This is a genomic window from Paraburkholderia franconis (genome assembly GCF_009362735.1).
Classification (GTDB): Bacteria; Pseudomonadota; Gammaproteobacteria; order Burkholderiales; family Burkholderiaceae; genus Paraburkholderia; species Paraburkholderia franconis.
The window spans coordinates 185,616-207,148 of the sequence record NZ_WHNP01000007.1; the positions used below are offsets into that span (position 1 = coordinate 185,616).

The following is a 21,533-nucleotide window of genomic DNA, read 5'->3' on the forward strand; positions in this document are numbered from 1 at the left end:
CGAATCAGTTCGCCGCTTCGGCGCGGACCGCATTGGGACCGTAACTGCGCTCGACGTAATCGCTCACGATCTGCTGGAATTCTTGCGCGATGTTTTCCCCGCGCAGCGTCTTGACCTTCACGCCGTCGATAAAGACAGGCGCGGCCGGATTCTCACCCGAGCCAGGCAGGCTGATGCCGATGTTCGCGTGCTTCGATTCGCCCGGACCGTTGACGATGCAACCCATCACGGCGACGTGCATCTTCTCGACACCCGGATACGTGCCGCGCCACACGGGCATCTGCGTGCGCAGATACGTCTGGATCTGCGACGCCAGCTCCTGGAACAGCGTGCTCGTCGTGCGGCCGCAGCCTGGGCACGCGATGACCATCGGCGTGAACGAGCGCAGGCCCATCGTCTGCAGGATTTCCTGGCCGACGATCACTTCGCCCGTACGCGACGCACCCGGCTCCGGCGTCAGCGAAATGCGGATCGTGTCGCCGATGCCTTGCTGCAGCAGCACCGACAGTGCCGCCGTCGACGCGACGATGCCCTTCGAGCCCATGCCCGCTTCCGTCAGGCCCAGATGCAGAGCGAAGTCGCAACGGCGCGCGAGTTCCTGATAAACGGCGATCAGGTCCTGCACGCCGCTCACCTTGCACGACAGGATGATCTTGTCACGGCCGAGGCCGAGCTCGAGAGCGCGTTCCGCCGAACCGATCGCCGACTGGATCAGCGCCTCATACATCACGCTTTGCGCTTCCCAAGGCTCGGCGCGCGCGGCGTTCTCGTCCATCATCTTCGCGAGCAGATCCTGATCGAGGCTGCCCCAGTTCACGCCGATGCGCACTGGCTTGTCGTACTTCGCGGCCGCTTCGATCATCTGCGCGAACTGCGTGTCCCGCTTTGCGCCCTGGCCGACATTGCCAGGGTTGATCCGGTACTTCGACAACGATTCCGCGCAGCCCGGATAGTCGCGCAGCAGCAGATGGCCGTTGTAGTGAAAATCGCCGACGAGCGGCACCGTCACGCCCATGCGGTCGAGCTGCTCGCGAATCGCGGGCACGGCAGCCGCCGCTTCCGGCGTGTTCACGGTGATGCGCACGAGCTCCGAACCCGCCTGCGCCAGCTCCTTCACCTGGATCGCGGTGCCGATCGCGTCAGCCGTATCCGTGTTCGTCATCGACTGCACGCGCACGGGCGCATCGCCGCCGATCGTCACGAGCTGGCCGCCCCAACGGACGTCGACAGCATGTGAGCGGCGACGCTGTGCGTGACCGCCGAACACCGGCACGTTCGAAACAATCTGACTGCTGGATTTCACTTGATCGGAGTGCATCGATAAACCCGCTTGCGCCGCCCGCTCGTGGCCCGGAAAGCATCCCGGCCGGTCGCTGAATACGACGCGTGAATTGACAAAGCGTCGCGGCCTCAAAAGCCCCGACTCACATGATTGAACTGCGTCAGGGCAACGCGAAGCGTGCCACATTGCCCTTCGCCGACGCATATTTGGCCGGGTCAACCGGCTGGCCGTCCAGCGTGATTGACTCCAGACCCGCCTTGTTGCCGACCGTCACCTTGAGCGGCGGCAACCCGCTTACCTCTTTCGTCTCGCCCGCGTGCACGAGGCCCGAGAACATTTCCTTGCCGTCCTTCTGGCGCACGCTAAACCAGCTGTCCTGCTTGACGGCCAGCGCGACCGTCGACGAACCCGCTGGCGCAGCGGGCGGCTCGCTCGCAGCCGACGCCGACGCGGCAGCCGCGATTGCGGACGCAGCGCTCGCCGCTTTCGGCGCGGCGGCGGCTGGCGTAGAAGCCGATGTGACCGGCCCTGCCGATGCCGCCGTCGAAGCCGGCGCGGCGCCTGCCATCGGCAGCGGCGCGGGCATCGGTGTGGCCGACGCGCCCTCGGCAGCGGCCGCCTGCGTATCCGTCTGTGCCTGCGATGCAGCCATCTCGCCCGTCGCGGCTGCGCCGCTGGCGGACTCACCCACGGCAGCCGACGCCTTGTCGGTTGTCGCAGGGACACCCGCGATTCCCTTCAGCCGCGCGAGCCACGCCGTCGACTCACCATTGTTCGTATGCCACATGGCGAGCGCGATCAGCACGACGATGGCGAGCGCCACGCCCCATATCCACGAACGGCGGCGCGGCGCGCTGCCGCCCAGCGACAGCGACACTTTCCCGCGCGGCAAGTCCATGCCTGCGGAAGCCGGCATCGTCAGCGCCGGCTCGGGTACGCCTTTTTCGCGGCGCAGCGCCTGTGTCATCGGGGCGGGATCGGCGCCGACGATCTTCGCGTAGCTGCGCACGACACCGAGCGCGAATGTGGTATCCGGAAACTGGCTTAGATCGCCCGCTTCGAGTCCCCGCAGCTTGCCCGGCGCAACCTTCAGACGCGCCGACACATCCTCCACCGACATGCCCTTCGATTCGCGCAACTGCGCAAGCCGTGCCCCGACGGCAGCCAGCGAGTCGAACCCGCCCGGCACGGCCGGCTGCGCTGCCGCCGGCGCGGCCGCCGACAGCGGGCGACCCGAATGCGTATCCTCTTCGTGCGGTTGCGGGTGCTGCGGCTCACTCATCCCAAATCCTTTCGCGTCGATTCTTTTTTCACTCGTACGAACCGGCGGCACATGGCTTCGTCCGGTTTCGCAGACCGTTTATAACAAAATGCGCGGCTGTGCGTGCCGCTTCCGATCGCTTTTGCAAACTTTCTTTTCACTTCGCGCGACGAGGCCCATCCCGATATGCGGACTGACTGACATCCCGGCTCATTTACCCGTCACAAGCCTTACACCGCGCGGACTTCGATGACTTTCGCCTTTCCCGTGCGCTCCGCAAGGCGCGTGCGGTCCTTGACCGCGCCGGCCAGCTGGCCGCAGGCGGCGTCGATGTCATCGCCGCGAGTCTTGCGCACTGTCGTGACGACCCCTGCGTCGATCAACACCTGCGCGAACCGTTTGATCTGCTCGTTCTTCGAGCGCAACAGACCCGATTCCGGGAACGGATTGAACGGAATCAGGTTGAACTTGCACGGCACGTCACGCGTAACGGCCAGCAACTCGCGTGCATGCGCCTCGCTGTCGTTCACGCCGTCGAGCATGCAGTACTCGAACGTGATGAAGTCGCGCGGCGCGACTTTCAGATACCGCTGGCATGCGGCCATCAGTTCGCGCAGCGGATGTTTCTTGTTGAGCGGCACGAGCATGTCACGCAACGCGTCATTCGGCGCGTGCAACGAGACGGCGAGCGCCACAGGCAGATCGGCGCCGAGCCGGTCCATCATCGGCACCACGCCCGACGTGGACAACGTGACGCGCCGGCGCGACAGGCCGTAGGCGTTGTCGTCGAGCATCAGGCGCATCGCCGGCACGACGGCGTCGTAGTTGAGCAGTGGCTCGCCCATGCCCATCATCACGACGTTCGTGACGACGCGCTCGCCCTTGCCCTCACCGCCCGTCGCGCGACCGCCGGCCTCGCCGAGCGACGCGCGCAGCGCAAATTCGGCCATGCGAAGCTGGCCGATGATTTCGCCCGTGGTGAGATTGCGTGAGAATCCTTGCTTGCCGGTCGAACAGAACCGGCAGTTGACCGCGCATCCCGCCTGCGACGACACGCACAGCGTGCCGCGCGTCTCTTCCGGGATAAAGACGGTTTCGACGGCGTTGCCGTTGCCGACGTCGACGAGCCACTTGCGCGTGCCGTCGGCGGAAATATGGTCGCTGACGATGCCGGGCATCGTGATCGATGCGCGGCCCTTCAGCTTTTCGCGCAGCGACTTCGCGAGATCGGTCATCCCGTCGAAGTCGGCAGCGTTGTACTGGTGAATCCAGCGCTGCAATTGCTTGGCGCGAAACGGCTTCTCGCCGAGGCTGTCGCAATACGCGACAAGGCCCGCGGCGTCGAGATCGAGAAGGTTGACGGTTGGACTGCTCGTCATATCGAATCCTGCCATTCAGTGCGAGACTGCGTTCATGCAACAAGCTGCATGAACGCGGATACCGTTCGCGCCCGCTCCTGCTGCTGTTACTGCTGTCCTACTGGCGTTATCTGCTTAGCGCGAGTAGACGTTGACTTCCGGGAAGAAGAACGCGATTTCGACGCGAGCCGTTTCTGCTGCGTCCGAACCGTGGACTGCGTTCGCGTCGATGCTGTCGGCGAAGTCAGCACGGATCGTGCCTTTCTCGGCCTTCTTCGGATCCGTTGCACCCATCAAATCACGGTTTTTCAGAATGGCGTTTTCGCCTTCCAGAACCTGAACCTGCACCGGGCCGGAGATCATGAATTCAACCAGATCCTTGAAGAACGGACGCTCTGCGTGCACAGCGTAGAACTTCTCTGCGTCGGCGCGCGACAGCGCAACCATGCGCGATGCCACGATCTTCAGGCCAGCGTTTTCGAAGCGGCTGTAGATCTGACCGATCACGTTCTTGGCCACTGCGTCCGGCTTGATAATCGACAGGGTGCGTTCGATCGCCATAAAAACTCCAGAAAATTAAGAGGTTACAGATTTAAATGAATCCGCTATTGTAGCATGTTCCCGTGTATGATTGCGATTCAACCCTTACGATTTTGTAAGGGTTGAAGTTTCACTCCCGAAGATGCAGGCCGGCGGGTAACAAAACGTAATAGCGGGTGAATTCCCCAGCGTTGAAACTCCTCGTCCTGGCGTTAATCTTAGGGTTGTGGATTCGCGTGCCGGCGGCAACCCGCCTGCCGGCAGCGTACGAAAACCGTTGCAAGCCACCAAGCAACACTGCGTCCGACGCAAGGAGAGACCATGAACGAATATCCCTATAACTTCGGCCGGGGCGGTTCCGTCACCACGGCTGAAACCCGCAACCGCGTACTGCGCAACACCTATTGGCTGCTCGCGCTGTCGATGGTGCCGACGGTAATCGGCGCGTGGGTGGGCGTCGCGACCGGCTTCTCGCTGTTCGCCGCGACCAGCCCGGCCATGAGCATGCTCGCGTTCTTCGCAATCGCCTTCGGTTTCATGTTCGCGATCCAGAAGACGAAAGACAGCGCCGCGGGCGTATTCGTGCTTCTCGGCTTCACGTTCTTCATGGGGCTGATGCTGTCGAGGCTGCTCAGCTTCATTCTCGGCTTTTCGAACGGGCCGTCGCTGATCATGCTCGCGTTCGGTGGCACTGGTGTGATTTTCGCCGCAATGGCGACGGTCGCCACGGTCAGCAAGCGTGACTTCTCGGGCCTCGGCAAATGGCTGTTCGTCGGCGTGATCGTGCTGCTGCTGGCGATGGTCGCGAACCTGTTTCTGCAACTGCCCGCGTTGATGCTGACGGTATCGGTGCTCGCGATCGTGATCTTCTCGGCGTACATGCTGTTCGACGTGCAGCGCGTCGTGAACGGCGGCGAGACGAACTACATCACGGCCACGCTGGCGATCTACCTCGACCTGTACAACGTGTTCGTGAATCTGCTGTCGATCCTCGGCATCTTCGGCGGCAACCGTAACTGATCGCCTCCACTCCCGAGCCAAAACGAAACGCCCGTGACGAGCAATCGTCACGGGCGTTTTGCTGTCTGCACTTACAGGGCTGCGAGCGCCATCGCAGAGATCAAGACTTTCAGAGACTGAGCCAGCCGAACCCTTCGCTTTGTGTGGCGACCAAGACTTCCGTCGCCGCCGCGCCGAGCACGGCCGCCATTGCCGCTTGCGCCAGCTCCGGCAGATTGTTCTGCTGACTCAGGTGCGCGGCAACCAGATGCCGCAGCTTCGAGCGATCCAGCGACGCGAGGATTTCCGCCGCCACGTCATTGTTCAGGTGCCCATGATTGCCGCCGATCCGCGCCTTCAGCGACGGCGGGTAACGCGAAGCCGCAAGCATCTGCACATCGTGGTTGCATTCGAGCACGAGCGCGTCGCAGCCGCTCAGCACGGCGCTGATATGCGGTGTCGACGTACCGACGTCCGTCAGCACGCCCAGGCGCGACGCGCCATCCGAAAACACGTATTGCAACGGCTCGCGCGCATCGTGCGGAACGGTGTACGGCAACACGCTCAGATCGCCGATCGCGACGCTTTCGTCGCTCCACATCACATGCAGATCGACATCGGCTTCGTCCGCGCCGACGGCGCGCGCGGTGCCCCAGCTCATGTAAAGCGGTATCGACAGCTTGCGGGCGAGCGTCAGTGCGCCGCCGATGTGGTCGCTGTGTTCGTGGGTGATGAGAATGGCGTCGAGTTCATCGACACCGGCGCCCAGCCGCTCCAGCCGCCGGGCTATTTCCTTCGCCGAGAAGCCGCAGTCCAGCAGAACCCGCGTGGTGGTCGCTCCGTTTTGGGCCTCGACCAGCAATGCATTGCCTTCACTGCCGCTTCCCAGACTGGCGAATCGCACGACCCGCCTTAGTTCAGTTGCGCGTGCAGCAGCGACACGATGCGCTGCGCGTCCGACGACGTATCCACCTGGCCGTTTGCATCGACGACGGCAACCTGCGTCAACGTGTCGCTCTTCGAGCGCACGTTCACGAGAAACTCGTGGGCATCTTTCTTGGTGCTCTTGTCGCTGTAGAACAGCTTGCCAAAGATGCCGTCGCGCTTGAGTTCCTGCATCGAATCCGCGTAGCGCACATAGTAGATGCCCTTTTCGCGATCACGGTTGTCGACGGTGAAGTTCGTGCGATCCAGCGCGAGGCCGACACGCAGCCATGCGCGGTCGAACGATTCAGGCAGATCCAACGTCGCGCCGCCCGCGCTGCTGTCGAGCTGCGCCCGCGCTGTCGACGGACGCGCGTCGGTCAGCAACTGCTTCGATTGCGCGTCGCTGAGGCCGAACTTTTGCATCAGCTTGGCGAGGAACTCGGCTTCCAGCGCAGGATCGCGCGGACGCTCGACCCAGCGCGACGACGTCTTGTCCTGTCCCGTCAGCACCTCTTCCATCGCGGCGTGCGTGATCGAGATGTCGGTTGCGCCGCTCGAATCGCGCGAGACGAGCGTGCGGAAGCTGTCGCGCGTACCCGACGAGTACGCGAAATCGATCACCTTGCCGACCGTGCGGCGGAACCAGTCGTCAGGAATGTTCGCGCGGTTCTCGGCCCAGTCTGTCGCCATGATGCCCGTCGTCGGCGCGTCGGTCTTCAGCGAGAAGCCGTTCTCCGTCCAGAATTCCTTCAGTTGCGGCCACAACTGTTCCGGCGTACGGCCGTCGACGACCAGCCAGCGGCGGTCGCCGTCGCGCTCGACGTGCATGCCGAGCGGATCCTGCGCGCTCGGCACGCCTTCCGTCAGGTTGCCCGCCTGCGTCTTCGCCCGCGGCGGCGCGCCGCCGAGCGCCGTGCCTACGGGCGGCGCCACATAGCGCTGATCGACCTGCGCAGCCGTCAGGTCGCTCGGCACGGCGAGCGGCGGCGCGCTCGTCGTGTCCTTGTAGTTCACGCGGTCCGACGCGAGCACGTCGTTCAGCGACTCGCAGCCAGAAAGCGACACAACCGTGCCAGCCGCAAGCGTCAACGCCGCCAGGCGCGTTGCGTGGAGGGAAAGTGCGGAACGTTTCATGGGGTCCTTCGTGAAGCTAAACGCGCTGCCTGGTTCGGTGCGGGACCGGGGGCGATATCGACGTCAGTTGAAAAAATGCCGGGAGGCGCCTAAACCTTCAGGCGCTCAGCCGAGCAGCCCCGCCTCGCGCAGCGCGGCGCGGACTACGTCGTGGTAGCGCGCGTCGAGCGGCGTGAGGGGCAGACGAATGCCGCCCTTGACGCGGCCCAGTTCCTGCAAGGCCCACTTCGCCGGAATCGGGTTCGATTCGATGAAGAGATTCTTGTGCAGCGAGAGCAGTTTCAGATGGATCTCGCGCGCCGTCTTCGCGTCGGCCGCGATCGCGGCCTTGCACAGCTCGCTCATCAGACGCGGTGCGACATTTGCTGTCACCGAGATGTTGCCGTGGCCGCCAAGCAGCATCAGCGCGATCGCCGTCGGATCGTCGCCACTGTAGATGCCGAAGTGCGCCGGCGCCGACTTGATCAGATGCGCGGCGCGGTCGATGTTGCCCGTTGCTTCCTTCACCCCGACGATGCCCGGCACGTTCGCGAGGCGCAGGATCGTTTCGTTCGACATGTCCGCGACCGTGCGGCCCGGCACGTTGTAGAGGATCACGGGCAGATCGACGGCTTCGGCGATCTTCGCGAAATGGCGGTAGATGCCTTCCTGCGTCGGCTTGTTGTAGTACGGCACGACCTGCAGCGTCGCATCGGCACCCACTCTCTTCGACTGCTCGGTCAGCTCGATCGCTTCCGTCGTCGAATTGGCGCCCGCGCCCGCGATCACGGGAATGCGGCCCGCCGCCTGTTCGACGGCCGTCTTTACCATCAGCACGTGCTCTTCGACCGACAGCGTCGCCGATTCGCCGCTCGTGCCGACCACGACCAGTCCGTTCGTGCCCTCTTCGATATGCCAGTCGATCAGTTTGCGGAAGGCCGGCAGATCGAGACTGCCGTCTTCGAGCATAGGGGTGATGATGGCGGGAATGCTGCCGCGAATCGCGACGCCGTCTTGCTGAGTGCCGTTAGCCATGAAACGCCATGAATTTGTTCAATAAACCGCGATTGTAGCGGATTAACCGGCCAAATCGTAACGCGGGGGAAGACCCGTATTATCCGTCTTGACCGATCCGTCCGGCTCGCGAATCGCGCAGATCCGCTGGATGTAGGCGGGGCGCGGTTCCGCGAGGAAACCGTCCTGAAATGCAACGACACGTAACTTTCCGCGCACCGCGTCGAGCAGTTCGCCGGGCGCGAGCAGAAATTCAGGATTCGACGGCTTGCCGACGGTTTCGTTGCCCTGCGCGAAGGTTTCGTAGATCAGCACGCCGGCGGGCGCCAGCGCGTCCAGCAATCGGAGAAAGAGCGGACGATACAGATAGTTGGTTACGACGACGGCTGCGAAACGCACGTCGGCGGCAAGCGGCCATGGGCCGCTTTCGATGTCGGCGGCGAGCGTCGTGATGCCGCAAACGCCGTCCATCGTGGCCAGTGCGGCCGCATCGCGGTCGATGGCCGTCACGGAATGGCCACGCGACGCGAAAAACCGCGCGTGGCGCCCTGCGCCCGACGCCACGTCGAGCACCGCGCCGCCGCCTTCCACCAGATGCGCCCAGCGCTTCACCCAGCGCGACGGCTCGCCGATGGCTACATGGGTCGTGCAACGCACGTCGGGCAGCTCGCCGCTCATCGTCCGCCTGTCGCTGGCATCAGGTGTACGCGAGGCCCATCGCCTCGCGCACGTCGCGCATCGTCTCCGATGCGAAGCGGCGCGCCTTGTCGCAACCATCGGCGACGATCGCGCGCAACAGGGACGGATCGTCCATGTACTTCTGCGCGCGTTCGAGCATCGGCTGCTGCTCGCGCAGGATGCCCTCGATCACCGGCTGCTTGCATTCGAGGCAGCCGATGCCCGCCGAGCGGCACCCCTTTTGCACCCAGTCGTGCGTGTCCTTGTCGGTGTAGACCTGATGCAGTTGCCACACCGGGCACTTGTCGGGATCACCCGGATCGGTGCGGCGCACGCGCGCCGGGTCGGTCGGCATCGTGCGGACTTTCTTCGTGATCGTCTCCGCATCCTCGCGCAGACCGATCGTGTTGCCGTACGACTTCGACATCTTCTGCCCGTCGAGGCCGGGCATCCGCGACGCTTCCGTCAGCAGCACCTGCGGCTCGACGAGGATGATCTTGCGCGAGCCTTCGAGATAGCCGAACAGGCGCTCGCGATCACTCATCGACAGGCTCTGCGACTCCTGCAACATCGCGCGCGCCTGCTCGAGCGCTTCGTCGTCGCCTTCCTGCTGATACGCATTGCGCAGTTCGTGATACAGCTTCGAGCGCTTGCCGCCGAGCTTCTTCGCCGCTTCCATCGCCTTCTCTTCGAAGCCCGGTTCGCGGCCGTACAGATGGTTGAAGCGGCGCGCCAGTTCGCGCGTCATTTCGACGTGCGGCACCTGGTCCTCGCCGACGGGAACGAGCGACGCGCGGTACAGCAGGATGTCGGCCGCCATCAGCACCGGATAGCCGAGGAAGCCGTAGGTCGACAGATCCTTGTCCTTCAGCTTCTCCATCTGCTCCTTGTACGTCGGCACGCGTTCGAGCCAGCCGAGCGGCGCGCTCATGCCCAGCAGCAGCGACAGTTCTGCATGCTCGGGCACGCGGCTCTGGATGAAGAGCGTCGCCTGCGCGGGATCGATGCCTGAGGCGAGCCAGTCGATCAGCACTTCCCACACGTTCTTTTCGATCACGTCGGGCGTTTCGTAGTGGGTCGTCAGCGCATGCCAGTCGACCACGCAGAAAAAGCACGGATATTCGGACTGCAGACGCACCCAGTTTTTCAGCACGCCGTGATAGTGGCCGAGGTGCAGCGAGCCGGTGGGCCGCATGCCGGAGAAGATACGGTCGGGGTACATGGTTTTGGATTAGAAAAGCGAAACGAGAGGAGTCAGGATTGCCGTGACGGCTTCATAGCCAATATTCACGAGCGGACGCAGCCAGAAGCGCGTCAACGTGCCCGTCATCACGAGCGCCATCACGATGAAAAAGCCATACGGCTCGAGGCGCGCCAGCATCATCGCGGGACGCACGGGCAGCAGCGCCGTCAGCACGCGTCCGCCGTCGAGCGGCGGCAGCGGAAAGAGATTGAGCACACCGAGCACGAGATTCACGCCGACGCCCGCGGCCGCCATGCGCGTGAAGAACGGTTCGTCGACGTGCATGAGAGCGAGCGACACGCCGAACACGCCCCACACGAGCGCCTGAACGAAGTTGCACAGCGGGCCCGCGAGCGCGACCCACAGCGAGCCCCAGCGCGGATTGCGCAGATTGCCGAACGCGACGGGCACGGGCTTCGCGTAGCCGAACATGAACGCGCCGCTCGTGGCGAAGTAAAGCAGCAGCGGAATGAAGATCGTGCCGAGCGGGTCGATGTGCCGCATCGGATTAAACGACACGCGCCCGAGCACGTAAGCGGTGTTGTCGCCGAGCATGCGGGCGACGTAGCCGTGCGCGGCCTCGTGCAGCGTGATCGCGAAAATCACGGGCAGCGCGTAGACGACGATGGTCTGTATCAGGGAGGAATCCATATTGCTCTATTGTAACAACGCCGCCTTGCGGCCCTGTCGGCTTTCGTTCATGTCGCGATCAGGCCGTCTCTTCGAGACCGAACGGCGCGAGCGAGCCGCGGCCCGCACGCACCAGCACGGGCTCTTCGCCCGTCAGGTCGATCACCGTCGACGGCTCGCACGGACACGCGCCGCCGTCGATCACCAGATCGAGCTGCTTTTCGAGCCTTTCGCGGATTTCCTCCGGATCGTTCAGCGGCTGCGTTTCGCCCGGCACGATCAGCGTCGAGCCGAGCAGCGGCTGGCCGAGTTCTTCGAGTATCGCAAGCGTGATAGCGTGGTCCGGCACGCGCAGGCCGATCGTCTTGCGCGACGGATGCGACAGGCGGCGCGGCACTTCCTTGGTCGCCTGCAGAACGAACACATAGGGGCCGGGCGTCACCGATTTGATCAGACGGTATTGGCGGTTGTCGACGATCGCGAAGTTCGCCAGCTCGGACAGATCGCGCACGAGCAGCGACAGCAGTTGCCGCTCGTCGATTCCACGGATGCGCCGCACGCGGTCGACGGCGTTCTTGTTGTCGAGCTGGCACGCGAGCGCGTAGCTCGAATCGGTCGGCAGCGCGACCACGCCGCCGCCTTCGATGATCTGGGCCGCCTGCTTGATCAGACGCGGCTGCGGATTGTCCGGATGAAGCCGAAAGTATTGGGACATGATGTCGGTCAGGAGGTCGGGGAACAGCGACAGCGTATCCGCGCAGCACGCGTGCCCACGCGCGGCGCGAATTCAGAGCTTACAGCCAACGTTCCCAGACTGGCTTCAGATCGGACGGCAGCGGCGGCAGGCTGCCCAGTTCGACGCGGCCTTCACCTGCCGCATGGAAATCGGACCCGCGCGATGCCTCGAAGCCGAAGCGACGCGCGACGTCCGCGTATTCGCGGTATTGATCGGGCGTGTGGCTGCCCGTGACGACTTCGATCGCCTTGCCGCCGAGATCGATGAACTCGCCGTACAACGCGTCGAATTCGGTCGGCGTGTACGCGTAGCGGCCCGGATGCGCGATCACCGCTTCGCCGCCCGCAGCCTTGATCCACTTGATTGCGTCGGCGAGCTTCGACCAGCGATGCGGCACATAGCCCGGCTTGCCTTCGCCGAGAAAGCGCGAGAACACGTCCTGCGTATCCTTCGCGTAGCCTCGCTCGACCATGAAGCGCGCGAAATGCGTGCGCGAGATCATGTCGGGATTCGACACGTATTTCAGTGCACCTTCATACGCATCGGGAATGCCGAGCGTGGCCAGCTGCTCGCCGATCGCTTCGGCCCGCGCGGCGCGGCCGTTGCGCGTGCGATAGAGCCCGTCGAGCAATTCCTTGCAGGCGGGATCGACATGCAGGCCGACGATGTGAATCGTACGCGATGCCCATGTGACAGAGATCTCGACGCCATCCAGATACCGCATGCCGAACGCCTCGGCCGCCTCGCGCGCCTCGACCTGGCCGCCCACTTCGTCGTGATCGGTCAGCGCCCACAGCGTCACACCGCCCGCATGCGCGCGGCGCGCAACTTCGGCGGGCGCAAACGCGCCGTCGGACACAGTGGAATGGCAATGCAAGTCGGCGTTCATCGTCGTCTGGATAAGCTGAACATCTCATTCTACTGCAACGCAGTAAGCAAACGCAGAGGAATCACCGGCCCGATGCGCGCCAGGCGCTATGCGCAAAAGCCCTCGATCAGCGCGGCGACCTGCTCGGGCTGATCGTGATGAACCATGTGGCCCGCTTCGTCGATGAACGCTTCGCGCCAGTCGGCAAACGCGCTGAAACGCGCCTTGAATTCATCGAGCGGAATATTGCCCGCCAGCATCGCGAGCGTGGGCGATGCCGTCGCTTCGACGTGCAGCACCTTTGCTCGCACGTTCGCCCAGACGGCCATCACTTCGTCGAGCCGGTACAGCAGCGGCCCGCGGATCTTGTGCGCCGGATCGGCGAGCAGCACGTAGCCGCCCTTGCCATCCGGCTTCGACCAGTGCTGCGCGAGAAAGCGCGCGCGCCGCGGGTCCAGCCGCTCGTTGGTCTTGATCAGGCGCTCGGCGACATCGTCGAGCGTCGCGTACGGGCGCAGCGACGGCGGCTCGCGCAATTCGTCGAGCCACGACGCGAGACGGCGCGGCAGTTGCGACGGCTTCGACGGCGCGAGCCCGAACCCTTCCAGATCGACCACGCGCCGCACCCGCTCTGGCCGCACGCCCGCGTACAGACAGACGACGTTCGCGCCCATGCTGTGCCCGACGAGGTTCACTTCGCCTGTCGGCGCGTAGTGATCGAGCAGCGCCTCGAGGTCGGCCAGATATTCCTGAAACCAGTAATGGCCGCCGCCCTTCTCCGCGACGGGCCAGTCGGACAACCCGAAGCCGCGTGCATCGGGTGCTATCACCTGCCAGTCACCGGCGAGCGCATCGACGACGAACTGAAACGAAGCGGCGACATCCATCCAGCCATGCAGCATGAAGAGAGTCGGCGCGTCGGGGCTGCCCCAACGGCGCACATGCAGGCGCACGCCGCGCACGGTGACGAATTCGGAAACGGAGGGATTCAAAGGACGTTCCATGGTGCGGCTTGTAAAAAGAATGGTCGTTCGATTATATCGAGATACGCGGCCGCGCGTGGGTGCGTGGAAGTCCGCCTCAGTCGTCGGCGCGCTGCTGCGCTTCGAGGCCGGCCAGCGCCGCCAGTTCCTCCTCTTCAAAGCCGGCGCTGCGCCGCGCTTCGAAATTGAAGGGCCCGCGCAGTTTCGGCGCGCGATATTCATCGGACAGACGCAGATAGGTCTGATGCGCATCGACGCCCGCCTCGTCGCACAGATGTCGGAACCAGCGGTTGCCGATCAGCACATGACCGATTTCGTCGCGCAGGATCACGTCCAGAATCGCCGCCGACGCATGATCGCCCGCCTGTTGCAGCCGCGCGCGGATCGGCGGCGACGCATCGAGCCCGCGCGCCTCCAGCGTGCGCGGCACGAGCGCCATGCGGGCGAGCACGTCGCCGCGCGTGCGCTCGCACATGTCCCACAGGCCGTCGTGCGCCGGAAAGTCTCCGTACGCGTGGCCGAACTCCGCAAGCCTCGCGGACAGCAGCGAAAAGTGATGCGATTCCTCCGACGCGACCTTCATCCAGTCGACGTAAAACGCCTCCGGCATGCCGCTGAATCGCCACACGGCGTCGAGCGCCAGATTGATCGCGTTGAACTCGATATGCGCGAGCGCGTGCAGCAGCACCGCGCGCCCTTCCGGCGACTGCATGCTGCGCCGCCCAAGCTTGCGCGGCTCGACGAGTTCGGGACGCGCGGGACGCCCAGGCAGCCCGGCAGGCTCATCCAGCACCCGTTCCGGCGACACGGCCGCCGTACCATCCCGCACGCGCGCATAGAGAGCCTGCGCCGCCGCGGCCTTCTGCGCCGGTACGCGCTCGCCCAGCACGGCCAGCGCTTCGGTGCGGGCGCAAATCGGGGCATCGGAACGGGGGAAATCGGGGGAATGCATGGTGCGTTATGGAGCGATACGTGAAAAACGGGAAGCCAGCGATGCTGCCACGGCTTGCTGCACGCGGGCTTATTGCACAACCGTTTACAATACGCGATCCGATCATGCAGCGCGGGATGCCGCCATCCCGCGCAACGTGCCGCGCCGGCCGCCGATGAGTGGCGGCGAGGCGTCCGACGACCGAGGAGACACTGTGGCAATCTACAAGCTGGGCGACGCCGCCCCGACCATTCACGAGAGCGTGTTCGTCGCAGACACGGCAACCATCATCGGCAAAGTGACGGTCGAAGAAAACGCGAGCGTCTGGTTCGGCGCTTCGATCCGCGGCGACAACGAGCCGATCACCGTCGGCACGGGCACCAACATTCAGGAAGGCGCCGTGCTGCACGCCGATCCGGGCTTTCCGCTGACGCTCGAAGCGAACGTGACGGTCGGCCATCAGGCGATGTTGCACGGCTGCACGGTCAAGGAAGGCGCGTTGATCGGCATTCAGGCTGTGGTCTTGAACGGTGCAGTAATCGGCCGCAATTGTCTGGTCGGAGCGGGTGCCGTCGTTACCGAAGGCAAGGTTTTCCCCGACAATTCTCTGATTCTCGGTGCGCCCGCAAAGGTCGTCCGAGAATTGACCGAAGCAGATATCAAAGGCCTGCAGCGCGTCGCCGATAATTACGTCGAGCGCAGGGACTATTTCAAGGCGCAACTCGTCCGCATCGGCTAAGGCCGGCGGCACGACGCGTCAAGCGCGGCCTTCCCGCCGCGCGGTTCGACCGAGGAAAAGTTGTGAGTGATCAGTTGCAAAAATTCATGTTCAGCGCGGCGCCCGTTCGCGGCGAGATCGTTTCGCTGGCCAATACGTGGCAGGAAGTGCTGACGCGCAGGAGCTATCCCGCGCCCGTGCGGAACCTGCTCGGCGAGATGATGGCCGCGTGCGCGCTGCTGTCGGCGAATCTGAAATTCGACGGCACGCTGATCATGCAGATCTTCGGCGACGGTCCCGTGAAGATGCTTGTCGTGCAATGCAACTCGGACCTGTCGATGCGCGCGACCGCGAAGTTCGCCGGCGACGCCGCGCACACGATCACCGACGATCTCACGCTCGTCGATCTCCTCAACGCGGGCGGCCACGGCCGCTGCGTGATCACGCTCGATCCGAAGAGCAAGGCGCCGGGCCAGCAGCCGTATCAGGGCATCGTACCGCTGTCGGGCGAGGATGGGCCGCTGAAGTCGATAGCAGAAGTGCTCGAGCACTACATGCATCACTCGGAGCAGCTCGATACGCGTCTGTGGCTCGCGGCGAACGACCAGCGCGCGGTCGGCATGCTGCTGCAGAAGCTGCCCGGCGACGGCGGCATCGTCCCGCATCCCAGCGAAATCGATGCCGATACGTGGAATCGTCTCTGCACGCTCGGCGGCACGCTGTCGACGGATGAACTGCTGAGCGAAGAACCGACCACGCTGTTCCGGCGCCTGTTCTGGCAGGAGAACGTCCAGCATTTCGAGCCGGCGAGAACGCGCTTCGAATGCACGTGCTCGCGCGAAAAAGTCGGCCGCATGCTGAAGATGCTGGGGCGCGAGGAAGTGGACAGCGTGATCGAAGAGCGCGGTCACGTCGAGATTCACTGCGAGTTCTGCAATCAGCGGTATGAATTCGACCCCGTCGACGTCGCGCAACTTTTCGTCGCCGCCGGGCTCTCACAGGGTGTAGCGCCGGCCGCCGACCAGCGGCATTGAGCCGGAACAGACTGCGTCGCCGCGAGCCGCTCCCGCTGGCGGGCGGCGCAGTATCATCGGACATTGGCGGTTGCCTGATTGCTGATTTCGCTGATAGCCAAATTGCTTAGGCATCCGATCGATGGAGATCAAAATGAATACGCTTGCCCTGTTACGCGCCACTAATCCAACCCGGGTGTGCGCTCTCGCGCTCGTTGCCGGCGCTGCCGCTTTGTCCGGCTGCATGATGGACCCGGCCGGTCCGTCGCCGATCTACAGCCGCTTGCCCGCAGACCAGTCGGGCATCGCGGCGGCGACCGCGCATCCGCTCACGCCCGAAGAGCGCGCGCGTTACGACGCAATCGACAAGCAGGTGATGGTCGAGCAAAACGAGGCGATGGCCGCCGATGCCGCCGCGCAGGCCTGGTCGCGCTACGCCGCGCCGCCCGTCACGGTCTATGGCAGCTACTCCAGCGGCGGCTGGGGACATGGCTGGGGCACGGGCATCGGCTACGGATATGCGCCAGGTTGGGGTTGGGGCTGGTAATACGCCCCTTGAATCGCTGCTTGTATGAACGGGCGCAGCCCGCCTCGTTCGATCGATACGCACGATGAAAAACAAAAGGCGCGGTTCATCATGAACCGCGCCTTTTTCGTTGCATCCTCACGCGCATCCGCTTCGCGCCGCGCCAGACATCAACCCGGCTTCTTCTCCTTCGCATCCTTTTTCGAGTGCTTGCGATCCGGCTTCGCGCGCGATTCCGGGTTCGGCACCACGCGCAACGGCGCGCCCGTGATCTGCCCGCGCGTCGACGTATTCGATTGCGCGGCGCTCGAAGCAGACAGCGGCGCGTTCGGCGATACGAACTGCACGAACACTTCGCTGTCCTTCACCATACCCATTTCGTAGCGGGCACGCTCTTCAACAGCGGCCGAGCCGTTCTGCAGATCCTGCACTTCACCCTGGATGCGCTCATTACGCGTCTTCTCGTCGGCGTTCTTTTTCAGTTGCTGAGCGAGTTCCTGTTGCAGCTCGTGGACGCGCAGCCAGCCGCCATGGCCCCACCACAGCGGATATTGGATCAGCACCAGCAGGACGAGCAGAACGACGGTGACGAGCCGCATGAATTGAATTGCAGGGTGGAATACGCGCCGCCCTGCGCTGTACGCAGGGCGGCAAGGGTGAGTCAGTAGCGAAGCATAACCGTTTTAACGGTTATTGAGACAAATTGTTGACGGCAAGCGTCACTCTCGCGCGTCGAACTGTCTCGAAGGGCGGCCGTCGGGCGTCAATCAACGCAGGTTGTAGAACGCCGACTTGCCCGGGTAGCTGGCAATATCGCCGAGATCTTCCTCGATGCGCAGCAACTGGTTGTACTTCGAGATGCGGTCGCTGCGCGACAGCGAGCCCGTCTTGATCTGACCAGCGTTCAGGCCGACCGCGATGTCCGCAATCGTCGAATCTTCCGTTTCGCCCGAGCGGTGCGAGATCACGGCCGTGTAGCCCGCGCGCTTGGCCATTTCGATCGCCGCGAAGGTCTCCGTCAGCGTGCCGATCTGGTTGATCTTGATCAGAATCGAATTCGCGATGCCCTTCTCGATGCCTTCCTTCAGGATGCGCGTGTTCGTCACGAACAGGTCGTCGCCGACCAGCTGGATCTTCTTGCCGAGCTTGTCTGTGAGCAGCTTCCAGCCTTCCCAGTCGCCTTCGTGCATGCCGTCTTCGATCGAGACGATCGGGAACTTGTCGGCCAGAGTGGCCAGGTAGTCCGTGAATTCCGCCGACGACAGTTGCAGCCCTTCGCCCGCCAGTTGGTACTTGCCGTCGTGGTAGAACTCACTCGCCGCGCAGTCGAGCGCGAGCAGCACGTCTTCACCGGCCCGGTAGCCGGCCTTCTCGATCGCCTGCAGGATGGTCGACAGGCACTCGTCGTTGCTGCCGAAATTCGGCGCGAAGCCGCCTTCGTCGCCGACGGCCGTGCTCATACCGCGATCCGACAGGATTTTCTTCAGCGCGTGGAACACTTCGGCGCCGCAGCGCAGCGCTTCGCGGAACGTCGGCTGGCTGACGGGGACGATCATGAATTCCTGAATGTCCAGGCTGTTGTTCGCGTGCGCGCCGCCGTTGACGATGTTCATCATCGGCACGGGCAACTGCATCGCGCCCGAGCCGCCGAAATAGCGATACAGCGGCAGGCCGGCTTCTTCCGCGGCGGCCTTCGCGACGGCCATTGACACGGCCAGCATTGCGTTCGCGCCGAGGCGCGACTTGTTGTCGGTGCCGTCCAGCTCCAGCAGCGTCTTGTCGAGGAATGCCTGCTCGGAAGCGTCGAGACCCATGATCGCTTCGGAGATTTCAGTGTTGATGTGCTCGACGGCCTTCAGCACGCCCTTGCCGCTGTAGCGGCCGGTTTCGCCGTCGCGCAGTTCGATCGCTTCGCGCGAACCCGTCGACGCGCCCGACGGAACGGCGGCCCGGCCCATCGTGCCCGATTCGAGCAGCACGTCGCATTCGACGGTGGGGTTGCCTCGCGAATCGAGAATCTCGCGACCGATGATATCTACGATAGCACTCATGGTTTCCTCTGAAATGACGATGAATTCTTAAGGTGAGACGTCCGGTTCAGTTGGACTGCTCGCGTCCGGACGCGTTCGACGACCATCGGGTTGGTGCGCGCGGGTGTGGCCCGCGCGCCCGCGCATCAGTTGAAATCGCTCTCGAGGAACGGCGTGCGCTTCACGGCCTGATCGAGCGTCATCAGCGTCTCGAGCAGGTCGGCCATGCGATGCAGCGGCACGGCATTGGGACCGTCCGACTTCGCTTCGGCCGGCCTCGGATGGGTTTCCATGAAGAGACCCGAGACGCCCGTCGCGACGGCGGCGCGCGCCAGCACGGGGACGAACTCGCGCTGGCCGCCCGAACTCGTGCCCTGTCCGCCCGGCAACTGCACCGAATGCGTCGCGTCGAACACAACGGGCGCGCCCGTTTCACGCATGATCGCGAGCGAGCGCATGTCCGAAACGAGGTTGTTATAGCCGAACGACACGCCGCGCTCGCACGCCATGAAACGGTCTTCCGACAGACCGGCTTCACGCGCCGCATCGCGCGCCTTGTCGATCACGTTCTTCATGTCGTGCGGCGCGAGAAACTGGCCCTTCTTGATGTTGACGGGCTTGCCCGAACGCGCGCACGCATGGATGAAGTCAGTCTGACGGCACAGGAACGCGGGCGTTTGCAGCACATCGACCACCGATGCGACCGGTCCGATTTCTTCTTCCGTGTGAACATCGGTCAGAACGGGCACGCCGAGCTGACGCTTCACTTCGGAAAGAATGCGCAAGCCCTCATCCATTCCAAGACCGCGAAACGACTTACCACTGCTGCGATTGGCCTTGTCATAAGAAGACTTGTAGATGAACGGAATCTTCAGCGTCGCGCAGATTTCCTTCAGCTTGCCGGCCGTGTCGATCGTCATCTGTTCGGATTCGACGACACAGGTGCCCGCGATCAGGAAAAACGGCTTGTCGAGGCCGATTTCAAAATCGCCCAGTTTCATACTTTCTCCTCGACGGCCGCTTCGCGATGCGCGCGCGCCGCTTCGACGAACGCCTTGAAGAGCGGATGGCCGTCGCGCGGCGTCGACGTGAATTCAGGGTGGAACTGGACGCCGACGAACCACGGGTGCATCGAACGCGGCAGCTCCATCATTTCCGGCAGATCTTCGCTCGGGGTACGGGCGCTGATGATAAGGCCGCCGCCTTCGAGCTGGGGCACGTAGCGGTTATTGACCTCATAACGGTGACGGTGGCGCTCGTTCACGTCCTTGCCGTAGATCTCTTCGGCCATCGTGCCGGGCTTGATCGGGCAGCGCTGCGAACCGAGACGCATCGTGCCGCCCAGATCGGACTCTTCCGTACGCTTCTCGACCTTGCCTTCACGGTCGTACCACTCGGTGATCAGCGCGACCACGCGATGCGGCGTAGCCGGGTCGAACTCCGTGCTGTTCGCATCCTTCAGGCTGACGACATCGCGCGCGAATTCGATCACGGCCAGCTGCATGCCGAGGCAGATGCCGAGATACGGCACCTTCGCCTCGCGTGCATAGCGGATCGCCTTGATCTTGCCTTCGGTGCCGCGACGGCCGAAGCCGCCCGGCACGAGCACCGCATCCAGATGCCTCAGGCCGTCGACGCCGTTTTCTTCCAGCTCTTCGGAGTCGATGTATTCGATGTTGACCTTCGTCGACGTGTGGATCGACGCATGGCGCAGCGCTTCGATCAGCGACTTGTACGACTCCGTCAGTTCGACGTACTTGCCGACCATGCCGATCGTCACTTCGCTCTTCGGGTTCTCGAGCTTCTCGACCATTTCCGACCAGATCGACAGATTCGCCGGCCTGGCCGTCAGCTTCAGCTCTTCGCAGATCAGTTCGTCGAGGCCCTGGTCGTGCAGCATCTGCGGAATCTTGTAGATGCTGTCGACGTCCCACACCGAGATCACGGCGTCTTCCGGCACGTTCGAGAACATCGAGATCTTCGCGCGCTCGTCGTCGGGGATGCGGCGGTCGGCGCGGCAGAGCAGCACGTTCGGATAGATACCGATTTCGCGCAGCTTTTGCACGCTGTGCTGCGTGGGCTTGGTTTTCAGTTCGCCCGCGGTGGCGATGAACGGAACCAGCGTCAGGTGCACGAAGCATGCGCTGTTGCGGCCGAGGCGCAGGCTCATCTGACGCGCGGCTTCGAGGAACGGCAGCGACTCGATGTCACCGACCGTGCCGCCCACTTCGACGATCGCGACATCCGGCTCGCCGCACGTCGCCGATGCCGCGCCGCGCTCGACGAATGCCTGGATTTCGTTCGTGATGTGGGGGATGACCTGAACCGTCTTGCCGAGATAATCGCCGCGGCGTTCCTTGCGGATCACCGATTCGTAGATCTGGCCCGTCGTGAAGTTATTGGCCTTGCGCATCTTCGTGCTGATGAAGCGCTCGTAGTGGCCGAGGTCGAGGTCCGTCTCAGCGCCGTCTTCCGTCACGAACACTTCACCGTGCTGAAACGGGCTCATCGTGCCGGGGTCGACGTTGATGTAGGGATCTAGCTTGAGGAGGGTGACTTTCAGACCGCGCGATTCGAGGATCGCGGCGAGAGAAGCGGCGGCAATACCCTTGCCGAGGGAAGAAACTACGCCGCCGGTGACGAAAACATATTTGGTCATCGCTGGATGCTCGCGGGAAAAACG

General features: G+C 63.8%; 22 protein-coding genes. 4 read left to right on the top strand and 18 right to left on the bottom strand.

The features are described from left to right. Window positions 1-4: 4 nt before the first annotated feature. The 4 genes from ispG to ndk form a co-directional block, all read right to left on the bottom strand. Window positions 5-1,318, bottom strand: coding sequence for a flavodoxin-dependent (E)-4-hydroxy-3-methylbut-2-enyl-diphosphate synthase (gene ispG, locus GCT13_RS10430; RefSeq protein WP_152757570.1), 1,314 nt, complete (start codon window positions 1,316-1,318; stop codon window positions 5-7). Window positions 1,319-1,442: 124 nt separating this feature from the next. Then, window positions 1,443-2,564 carry a helix-turn-helix domain-containing protein gene (locus GCT13_RS10435; protein WP_152757572.1) on the bottom strand — a complete coding sequence of 374 codons (1,122 nt, stop codon included), beginning with the start codon at window positions 2,562-2,564 and terminating at the stop codon, window positions 1,443-1,445. Between the two features lie 209 nt (window positions 2,565-2,773). Then, a complete protein-coding gene (gene rlmN, locus GCT13_RS10440; RefSeq protein WP_090864968.1) occupies window positions 2,774-3,922 on the bottom strand; it encodes a 23S rRNA (adenine(2503)-C(2))-methyltransferase RlmN in 1,149 nt (382 codons plus the stop codon). A gap of 114 nt (window positions 3,923-4,036) precedes the next feature. Continuing rightward, window positions 4,037-4,462 (bottom strand): nucleoside-diphosphate kinase, encoded by a 426-nt coding sequence (gene ndk, locus GCT13_RS10445; protein WP_152757574.1) that lies wholly within the window; start codon window positions 4,460-4,462, stop codon window positions 4,037-4,039. Window positions 4,463-4,762: 300 nt separating this feature from the next. Between ndk and GCT13_RS10450 the strand changes: the two genes are divergently transcribed. Further along, on the top strand, window positions 4,763-5,461 hold the full coding sequence (locus GCT13_RS10450; protein ID WP_090864886.1) for a Bax inhibitor-1/YccA family protein: 699 nt from the start codon (window positions 4,763-4,765) through the stop codon (window positions 5,459-5,461). A 109-nt stretch (window positions 5,462-5,570) separates the two neighbouring features. Here the strand turns inward: GCT13_RS10450 and GCT13_RS10455 are convergent, their stop codons facing one another. From GCT13_RS10455 to GCT13_RS10500, 10 genes are all read right to left on the bottom strand, one after another. Next, on the bottom strand, window positions 5,571-6,344 hold the full coding sequence (locus GCT13_RS10455) for an MBL fold metallo-hydrolase (protein WP_321574277.1): 774 nt from the start codon (window positions 6,342-6,344) through the stop codon (window positions 5,571-5,573). A gap of 8 nt (window positions 6,345-6,352) precedes the next feature. After that, window positions 6,353-7,501: an outer membrane protein assembly factor BamC gene (gene bamC / locus GCT13_RS10460; RefSeq protein WP_152757576.1), complete on the bottom strand. Its 1,149-nt coding sequence runs from the start codon at window positions 7,499-7,501 to the stop codon at window positions 6,353-6,355. A 105-nt stretch (window positions 7,502-7,606) separates the two neighbouring features. Continuing rightward, window positions 7,607-8,515, bottom strand: coding sequence for a 4-hydroxy-tetrahydrodipicolinate synthase (gene dapA, locus GCT13_RS10465; protein ID WP_152757578.1), 909 nt, complete (start codon window positions 8,513-8,515; stop codon window positions 7,607-7,609). Between the two features lie 42 nt (window positions 8,516-8,557). Further along, the gene (locus GCT13_RS10470; protein WP_152757580.1) at window positions 8,558-9,172 is read right to left on the bottom strand and encodes a class I SAM-dependent methyltransferase; all 615 of its coding nucleotides are present in this window, start codon (window positions 9,170-9,172) and stop codon (window positions 8,558-8,560) included. A gap of 19 nt (window positions 9,173-9,191) precedes the next feature. After that, window positions 9,192-10,394 carry a tryptophan--tRNA ligase gene (locus GCT13_RS10475; RefSeq protein ID WP_152757582.1) on the bottom strand — a complete coding sequence of 401 codons (1,203 nt, stop codon included), beginning with the start codon at window positions 10,392-10,394 and terminating at the stop codon, window positions 9,192-9,194. 9 nt (window positions 10,395-10,403) lie between these two features. Next, a complete protein-coding gene (locus tag GCT13_RS10480) occupies window positions 10,404-11,066 on the bottom strand; it encodes a site-2 protease family protein (protein ID WP_152757584.1) in 663 nt (220 codons plus the stop codon). A 58-nt stretch (window positions 11,067-11,124) separates the two neighbouring features. Beyond that, window positions 11,125-11,760 carry an L-threonylcarbamoyladenylate synthase gene (locus GCT13_RS10485; RefSeq protein ID WP_152757586.1) on the bottom strand — a complete coding sequence of 212 codons (636 nt, stop codon included), beginning with the start codon at window positions 11,758-11,760 and terminating at the stop codon, window positions 11,125-11,127. A 79-nt stretch (window positions 11,761-11,839) separates the two neighbouring features. Further along, window positions 11,840-12,670 carry a 3',5'-nucleoside bisphosphate phosphatase gene (locus GCT13_RS10490; RefSeq protein ID WP_152757588.1) on the bottom strand — a complete coding sequence of 277 codons (831 nt, stop codon included), beginning with the start codon at window positions 12,668-12,670 and terminating at the stop codon, window positions 11,840-11,842. A gap of 86 nt (window positions 12,671-12,756) precedes the next feature. Next, the gene (locus GCT13_RS10495; RefSeq protein WP_152757590.1) at window positions 12,757-13,653 is read right to left on the bottom strand and encodes an alpha/beta fold hydrolase; all 897 of its coding nucleotides are present in this window, start codon (window positions 13,651-13,653) and stop codon (window positions 12,757-12,759) included. Window positions 13,654-13,729: 76 nt separating this feature from the next. Further along, the gene (locus tag GCT13_RS10500; RefSeq protein WP_152757592.1) at window positions 13,730-14,584 is read right to left on the bottom strand and encodes a ferritin-like domain-containing protein; all 855 of its coding nucleotides are present in this window, start codon (window positions 14,582-14,584) and stop codon (window positions 13,730-13,732) included. Window positions 14,585-14,777: 193 nt separating this feature from the next. Between GCT13_RS10500 and GCT13_RS10505 the strand changes: the two genes are divergently transcribed. The 3 genes from GCT13_RS10505 to GCT13_RS10515 all read left to right on the top strand — a co-directional run bounded on the left by GCT13_RS10505 (window position 14,778) and on the right by GCT13_RS10515 (window position 16,841). Beyond that, complete coding sequence (locus tag GCT13_RS10505; protein WP_321574278.1) at window positions 14,778-15,302, top strand: gamma carbonic anhydrase family protein; 525 nt, start codon at window positions 14,778-14,780, stop codon at window positions 15,300-15,302. A gap of 62 nt (window positions 15,303-15,364) precedes the next feature. Beyond that, window positions 15,365-16,315: an Hsp33 family molecular chaperone HslO gene (gene hslO / locus GCT13_RS10510; protein ID WP_321574279.1), complete on the top strand. Its 951-nt coding sequence runs from the start codon at window positions 15,365-15,367 to the stop codon at window positions 16,313-16,315. 133 nt (window positions 16,316-16,448) lie between these two features. Then, window positions 16,449-16,841 (top strand): hypothetical protein, encoded by a 393-nt coding sequence (locus GCT13_RS10515; RefSeq protein ID WP_152757596.1) that lies wholly within the window; start codon window positions 16,449-16,451, stop codon window positions 16,839-16,841. A 149-nt stretch (window positions 16,842-16,990) separates the two neighbouring features. Here GCT13_RS10515 and ftsB read toward each other — a convergent pair whose 3' ends face one another. The 4 genes from ftsB to GCT13_RS10535 form a co-directional block, all read right to left on the bottom strand. Continuing rightward, window positions 16,991-17,419, bottom strand: a complete 429-nt coding sequence (ftsB, locus tag GCT13_RS10520; protein ID WP_090864899.1) for a cell division protein FtsB — start codon at window positions 17,417-17,419, stop codon at window positions 16,991-16,993. Window positions 17,420-17,587: 168 nt separating this feature from the next. Then, window positions 17,588-18,871: a phosphopyruvate hydratase gene (eno, locus tag GCT13_RS10525; RefSeq protein ID WP_090864900.1), complete on the bottom strand. Its 1,284-nt coding sequence runs from the start codon at window positions 18,869-18,871 to the stop codon at window positions 17,588-17,590. Window positions 18,872-18,996: 125 nt separating this feature from the next. Further along, entirely contained in the window at window positions 18,997-19,851 is an 855-nt protein-coding gene (kdsA, locus tag GCT13_RS10530) for a 3-deoxy-8-phosphooctulonate synthase (RefSeq protein WP_152757598.1), read from the bottom strand. Then, a complete protein-coding gene (locus GCT13_RS10535) occupies window positions 19,848-21,509 on the bottom strand; it encodes a CTP synthase (protein ID WP_152757600.1) in 1,662 nt (553 codons plus the stop codon). The genes kdsA and GCT13_RS10535 overlap by 4 nt, the downstream gene beginning before the upstream one ends. Window positions 21,510-21,533 lie beyond the last annotated feature (24 nt).